7 protein-coding genes are annotated in these 6301 nt (G+C 34.6%); 3 read left to right on the forward strand and 4 right to left on the reverse strand.

The genetic code is table 11. The annotated features are described in order from the left end of the window. The first annotated feature begins 12 nt into the window (after nt 1–12). Nucleotides 13–777, forward strand: a complete 765-nt coding sequence (locus tag ACKI2P_RS01235; RefSeq protein WP_407374432.1) for a DUF4013 domain-containing protein — start codon at nt 13–15, stop codon at nt 775–777. Between the two features lie 16 nt (nt 778–793). Here the strand turns inward: ACKI2P_RS01235 and leuS are convergent, their stop codons facing one another. Both leuS and ACKI2P_RS01245 read right to left on the reverse strand, forming a co-directional pair. Further along, complete coding sequence (leuS, locus tag ACKI2P_RS01240) at nt 794–3649, reverse strand: leucine--tRNA ligase (RefSeq protein WP_407374433.1); 2856 nt, start codon at nt 3647–3649, stop codon at nt 794–796. 10 nt (nt 3650–3659) lie between these two features. After that, nucleotides 3660–4448 carry an NAD+ synthase gene (locus tag ACKI2P_RS01245; RefSeq protein ID WP_407374439.1) on the reverse strand — a complete coding sequence of 263 codons (789 nt, stop codon included), beginning with the start codon at nt 4446–4448 and terminating at the stop codon, nt 3660–3662. 71 nt (nt 4449–4519) lie between these two features. Between ACKI2P_RS01245 and ACKI2P_RS01250 the strand changes: the two genes are divergently transcribed. Then, nucleotides 4520–4915 (forward strand): nuclear transport factor 2 family protein, encoded by a 396-nt coding sequence (locus tag ACKI2P_RS01250; protein ID WP_407374434.1) that lies wholly within the window; start codon nt 4520–4522, stop codon nt 4913–4915. A 67-nt stretch (nt 4916–4982) separates the two neighbouring features. Here ACKI2P_RS01250 and ACKI2P_RS01255 read toward each other — a convergent pair whose 3' ends face one another. Further along, the gene (locus tag ACKI2P_RS01255; RefSeq protein ID WP_407374435.1) at nt 4983–5252 is read right to left on the reverse strand and encodes a hypothetical protein; all 270 of its coding nucleotides are present in this window, start codon (nt 5250–5252) and stop codon (nt 4983–4985) included. A 1-nt stretch (nt 5253) separates the two neighbouring features. Beyond that, nucleotides 5254–5541, reverse strand: coding sequence for a hypothetical protein (locus ACKI2P_RS01260; RefSeq protein WP_407374436.1), 288 nt, complete (start codon nt 5539–5541; stop codon nt 5254–5256). A gap of 281 nt (nt 5542–5822) precedes the next feature. Here ACKI2P_RS01260 and ACKI2P_RS01265 point away from each other — a divergent pair, with 281 nt between their 5' ends. Then, nucleotides 5823–6251: a hypothetical protein gene (locus ACKI2P_RS01265; protein WP_407374437.1), complete on the forward strand. Its 429-nt coding sequence runs from the start codon at nt 5823–5825 to the stop codon at nt 6249–6251. Nucleotides 6252–6301: the final 50 nt, after the last annotated feature.

The following is a 6301-nucleotide window of genomic DNA, read 5'->3' on the forward strand; positions in this document are numbered from 1 at the left end:
AACTGTGATAAAATGCCAAAGGATGTCATTACTGGTTCATTTAAATATGCTACAAAGAACATATATTTTTTCTTGTTCGTATTCTTATTAATGTTTCTCATATCATTATCTTTAAATTTTGGAGATAAGTTTGGAATTTGGAACTTTATAGTAAGCATTTTTATAATAGGCTATGGGCTTCTGGTAATTAAAGACGTAATTGATGGTGGAACTAGATTGCCAAAAATAAGGCCTAAAGAGATGATAGTTTTAGGTATTAAGGGAAACATAGTGCTTATGTTCTATATATTTGTTCAGGGATTAATTTTAATTACCATTTCTACATTATTTAACTTTCCAGAATTTGATATAGAAGATTTACTTTTAAATCTTCAGGAAACAATACATTTGGCATCAACTCATGATCCTACCAGTTTTGCACTCTTTTTTGTTTTAGGATGCATTGTTTTTTATATATTCACATTTTTCCTGGAACTTGCTTTGGCACAGTTGGCTGATGGCGGAACTCTTAGAAACGCTTTTAATTTCCCAAAAATTAAACATGCTATTGATATTATCGGATGGAAAAACTTTACTATAGACTATACAAAAATTATTCTTTCACTTATTATTATTTCAATTTTAAATAATGCAATTGACACTTATTGGCCTATTGATATCTTATTGCAGATTTTGTTTTTCATGTGGATGTTTCTAATTGAATTTAGGGGTATGGGTGTTATTTATAAGGAATACACAGACAAAAAAATAGAATTTGATCAAAAAAATAAAAAATAAGTTTGGAATAGAAAATCTATTCCATAAAAATTGCTGGCTTGTAAGGCATTGCATTTCTGGCCTTGTTTTGAGGATCGTATGAATCATCGGTGTGAACGATAACTTCGTTTCCACATTCCTGCTTGATGTATTCAAGCGCATCTGTGATAATTTCTTCTTCGTTGATTTTACCGATGTATCTTGTTTTTGTAATCTCTTTACCTATTCTTTTAGCCACCTGTGCAATTTCCTTTTTGTCATCATAGATATTGGCTGCAATTGCTCTTCCCATAATTTGGCCTATATCAGGTTTTCCGACCGCATCGGCAATTTTATACAGGTCCCATTTCCAGTCAGGAGCAAGATAGATGTGTATTTTTTCAACTTCTTCTTTAACCATCTTTTTGATGTGTGCAATATCCTTGATGATGTTTTCAACAAGCTCTTCTGATTTTTCAATTTCAGGACTTACTTTTGACTCGTCTGCTTCAGGCCATGCAGCTTCGCTTACAAAACCTTCACCGCCATAAGTGCTCCAAAGCTCTTCTGAAGTATGAGGAGTGAACGGTGCCAGGAGCCTAATCCAAGCTTCAAGGACAGTAGAAAGAACATAGATTATTGCAGGGTCCTTTTTATCAATAAGGTGGTTGACTCTGTATAGGTAGTGGTCAACATCCTTTTTAAGCAAGAACAGTGAGTCTTGAAGTGCCTGTCTTGTCTGGAAGACTTCCAGGGCTTCAGTAGCATTTTTAATGCGTTGGTTGAGCTGGCTTATCATCCATAAATCGATTGTACGGGTTAGTTCAACCTCTTCAATATTGCTTAAATTCAAAGGTGAACCTTTTATTTCTTCGACTTTTGCCGCAAATTCTCTGAACCATTCAAGTCTTCTTTTTGTTCCTAAAACCTCTTTTTCTCTCCAGTCAAAGTCTTGCCATGGTTCTGCAGAAGCCATCAGGAAAAGCCTTACGACGTCTGCTGTATAATCTCTGATTGCATCTTTTAAAAGAATTACATTTCCTTTTGAGGAGGACATCTTGTTTCCTTCAAGAAGACCCATTCCGAACACTACAGTTCCTCTTGGCCATTTGTCTTTTGGATAGATTGCACTGTGGTGGAACATCAGGAAACTTAAGTGGTTTCCAACAAGGTCTTTTGCAGACAGTCTCCAATCTAAAGGATACCAGTAATTGAATTCATCCTGAATCTCTTTTACCTTTTCTTCAGGAACTGTAATTTCATCAGAATCCTTGTTTAAGAGAACTTTATCGAAAAATGCCCTATTTAAATCATCAGGATTCATGTCTCTTAGATATTTTGCAATTGAGTAGTAAGACATGTAGATTGTTGAATCTGTTAAAGGTTCAATGAGCCATTTATTGTCCCAAGGAAGCCTGGTTCCAAGCCCTACCTTTCTGGAGCAGGCCCAATCATCCAGCCAGTTAAGATAATACTCGAAGTTATTTTTAATTTCATGAGGAATGATTGTTTCTCCTTCAAGCAATTCCAGGGTTTTTTCAGTCCATTCTTCATTTCCATATTTCATGAACCATTGGTCGTCCATGATTTTAACGACACAGTTGTTTCCGCATCTGCACACTACTGGCCTTTCAGCAAAGTCGTACATGATGGTAGCCATATTTTCAGAAATTAATTTTTCTTTTAACTCTTCACGGGCAAATCTGACTTTCATTCCACCAAAATCAGGAATGGAGTCGATTATTTTACCTTTACTGTGTTGCTGTTTGTACAGTTCGTTGGTGGCCTCGTGCAGTTTTTCATCATTTTGGTCGGTAATTCCAAGCCTTTCGATGATGTCCGCTGCAGGAATTTCACCATATCCTTTAAGGGTACAGACTGGAATTGGCTCTACATTTTCTATGATTCCTTCCAGATTGTATTTGGATATCAGTTCAGCATTATTTTTTAAATCTTGAAGTGCAATGTAGTCTGCCGGTGCGTCTGCAGGTTCGGAGAAAACGACACCACTTCCATATGATGCACTAACAAAACTTGCTGGGAAAATAGGAATCTCGCCGCCTGTAAACGGATTTTTAGCTATTTTTCCAATCAGGTCATTAGGGTCGATTTCCTCAATAATTTCCAAATCTTTGATTTGGTGTCTTAGGTTATAATGAGCTTCTTTTGTAATTACCCACTTTTCGTCATTTGCTTTAGCCAATACGTATTCAACGTCAGGATTCAGCCAGATGTTTGTTGCACCGACGATTGTTTCAGGTCTTAATGTTGCGGTAACCAGAATCATATCATCGATTTTGAATTTTAAAAGGGTCAGTTCATTTACTCCAACACCTTCCCCTTCAAGCAAATCATGGTCTCCAACTGGGTTATCACAGTTTGGACAGTATTTAACCGGGTGTTCTCCTTTTGCAACCAGACCTTTTTCATACAATGTTGTAATCTGCCATTCGATGAATTTTCGGTATGTAGGATCTATTGTTCTGAATTCCCGTCTCCAGTCAATGGAATAACCCATCTCTTCCATCACTTCATGATATTCTGTTGAAAAGTATTTGACGATGAATTCCGGTTCTTCCAGTTTTGGAAGAGTTTCCTTCGGAACGCCGTGAACCCTTTCATACAAATCAAGTGTCCATGGATCTTTTCTTTTTATTCTGTCTGCAATTCCGATAACCGGCGCACCGGTAACGTGCCATGCCATTGGGAACAATACGTTGTATCCTTCCATTCTTTTAAATCTGGCATATACATCTGGAACGGTGTATGTACGACCGTGTCCGATATGCATAGCTCCACTTGGGTATGGAAATGCCACAGTAAGGAATAACTTTTCTCTTTCATCAGGGTTTGATTCAAATAATTTTGCATCAGCCCATTTTTTCTGCCATTTCTTTTCTATATTTTCACTCACTAAATCACCATTATAAGATTGTTTTTTTAGGGCTTTCAGGAACTTTGGTTTTATGTTCGCTCCTGCTTATCTTAGTAATAATCATATCAACGTCATCAACTGGAATGTCCAGTTTTTCAGCTATTTCAGTATTTTTCATATCCTTTTCAGTATATGCGTATAAAATTTGGTCGAGTAAGTCATAACCCATTCCAAGCTCTTCTTCATCAGTCTGATTATTCCACAAACCTGCTCTTGGAGGTTTGTTGATGATTTCCTGTGGAATGTCTAAAAATTCGGCTAATTTGTAAACGTCATGTTTGTACAAATCTCCTATCGGTTCCAAATCACAGGCTCCATCACCGTATTTTGTAAAGTAACCTATAAGAATTTCGCTCTTGTTACCTGTTCCGCTGACAAGATAGTTTTTGGAATTTGCATAGTAATAAATGATTGACATTCTGATTCTAGCTTTAAGGTTACCGATTGCCAGTTCATTTTCGTCAAGTTGTGTCATGGATAGATATTCGTTCAATATGCTGTCTATTCCTATTTCCTTGTATTCAATTCCTAACTTTTGGGCAATTGATATTCCATGAAGCTTGTCTTCTGTTGGTGTTGTTGTAGAAGGCATTACTATTGCAAATACTTTGTCGCTGCCTAATGCTTCACAAGCCAGATATGCTGATAATGTTGAGTCGATTCCTCCGCTTAAACCGACTACAATTCCATCTGTTTTTGATTCGCTGATTTTATCCTGAATAAATTTGATAATATCTGCTTTTGTTTTTTTTAAGTCTATTTCTGGAATTTCTATAATGTTTTCACCAACCTTCTTAATCATTCATACATTAAATATTATATATTTTTTAATTATATAAAGTATAGTATATGTCAAACGTAATATTGAATTGTGAAAAATCATTCAGCAGTGTGGATTTGAGTATCATTGAGAGATTCATTGAGTTTCAACAGGCTTTAGTCGATAAGGACTTTGATAAACTAAATGACATAATCCTGGAAGATTTTGTGCTGGTTCACATGTCCGGAAAAACTCAAAGCAAAAAAGAATTCATCGATGAGGTCATTGATGGAACATTAAACTATTACAAATCTGAAATAGATGAACCGACAATTCTGTGGGATGATGAGAACAGGGCATCGTTAATTGCCGATGTAACATTGACGGCGAAGGTCTACGGAATCAACGGCAAATGGACCCTGAACACTGTGATAAATTTTGAAAATATTGATGGTGAATGGTATTTTAGTAATTGGGAAAATTAACTCTTTTTATTTAAAATTTCAGTTAATTTATAAATTTTTTATATTAAAATAAAAAAGGGGATTAGATTTATAATCCCATGGCTTCAATCATTGATTGGAAACCTAAAATAATAATTGCGACTCCACCGAATATTTCAATGTAATCGGCATATTTGATAGCGACTTTTGTTCCGTATGTTCCAATCAATAGCCAGATTACTACTGCAATCAGGCTCAATATGGATAATATTATCGGGTCTACGTGAGCTACAGCACCCTGTGATGCAAGTACTAGGTTTTCTATGTTTCCGAAGATGAGAAGTCCTGTAAATGGAGCATAATCTTTTAAATTTATCATCTTATTCATCTCCTTTTGCATGTCTGAGGTTGTGTGTTGCATCGTAAATTGATTTGATACCTAAAAGTACAATCGCAAGGCCTCCAATGAATGAAATGTATTGGGAATACTGCATTGCGACATCTGTTGCTACAAAACCGATGAACAACCATATTATAACAGCTATAATACTTAACAAACCTAAAACCTTAGGATTTACTCCTTCGACAACTCCTTGTGACGCAAGAATAAGGTTTTCTATATTTCCAAAAATAATCAATCCAATAAATGGAACAAACTCTTCTAACATTTTTAATTCACCAAAAATCTAATAATAAAAAAATTATATATAAACTTATATTTTTTTGGATTATAAATATTATAGTTTATTTTTCAGTGATGGATTTCTGTATTTTTTAATTTTCATACAGTAAAATAATCAAATTATTGTTTTTCGTCAAATTGATTCAAGTTATTTGTTCAGCAACTGTTTAACCAATCATTGCATGGTAATGGAAGATGCACTTTTCAAATTCTCTATTTTCCGCTGGCTTGATATAGCTTAAATATTTTTAAAAATAATATAGTAATATGACTTTCATGAATAACACTGCTAATATCAAACAGTTTCAGCTGATAAAATTTATTAATGAAAATTGTGATGACGATCATGTGATGTCAAAAATTTCAATTACGCTTCGCAGGGATAAAATAGAAGCTCCATATTATATGATTACCAAGATTAAACTGTCTTCATGCATTGACAGACATGAAAATGGACTTATTCATGCAATGGATGTATTGAATCATCATAGAAGATATAATTTAACTGAAGAAAACTACAATGAGATTAAATCCTTGATGGTTGTGGTCGATGGTAATAAAACCGATCAAGTGAAAATCTCAAAAAAAGATAAGCAGTTGAAGATGGTTTTGATGTCTAGAAATGATGATGAACTCAGAAATATTTTTAAAGACTTTCAGGAACTTTTTGATAAAATAGATAATCTGATTGATTAGAAAATTAATCAGCGATGACTTTTAAATTTCTCATTATGGAAGTATTAAAC

Source organism: Methanobrevibacter sp., assembly GCF_045541095.1.
GTDB lineage: Archaea > Methanobacteriota > Methanobacteria > Methanobacteriales > Methanobacteriaceae > Methanocatella.

What these genes read in the sequence shown, in the direction of transcription:
- ACKI2P_RS01250 (WP_407374434.1), top strand. Translation starts at nt 4,520, where the DNA reads ATGTCAAACGTAATATTGAATTGTGAAAAATCATTCAGCAGTGTGGAT.
- ACKI2P_RS01265 (WP_407374437.1), top strand. Translation starts at nt 5,823, where the DNA reads ATGACTTTCATGAATAACACTGCTAATATCAAACAGTTTCAGCTGATA.
- ACKI2P_RS01260 (WP_407374436.1), bottom strand. Translation starts at nt 5,541, where the DNA reads ATGTTAGAAGAGTTTGTTCCATTTATTGGATTGATTATTTTTGGAAAT.
- ACKI2P_RS01255 (WP_407374435.1), bottom strand. Translation starts at nt 5,252, where the DNA reads ATGATAAATTTAAAAGATTATGCTCCATTTACAGGACTTCTCATCTTC.
- ACKI2P_RS01235 (WP_407374432.1), top strand. Translation starts at nt 13, where the DNA reads ATGCCAAAGGATGTCATTACTGGTTCATTTAAATATGCTACAAAGAAC.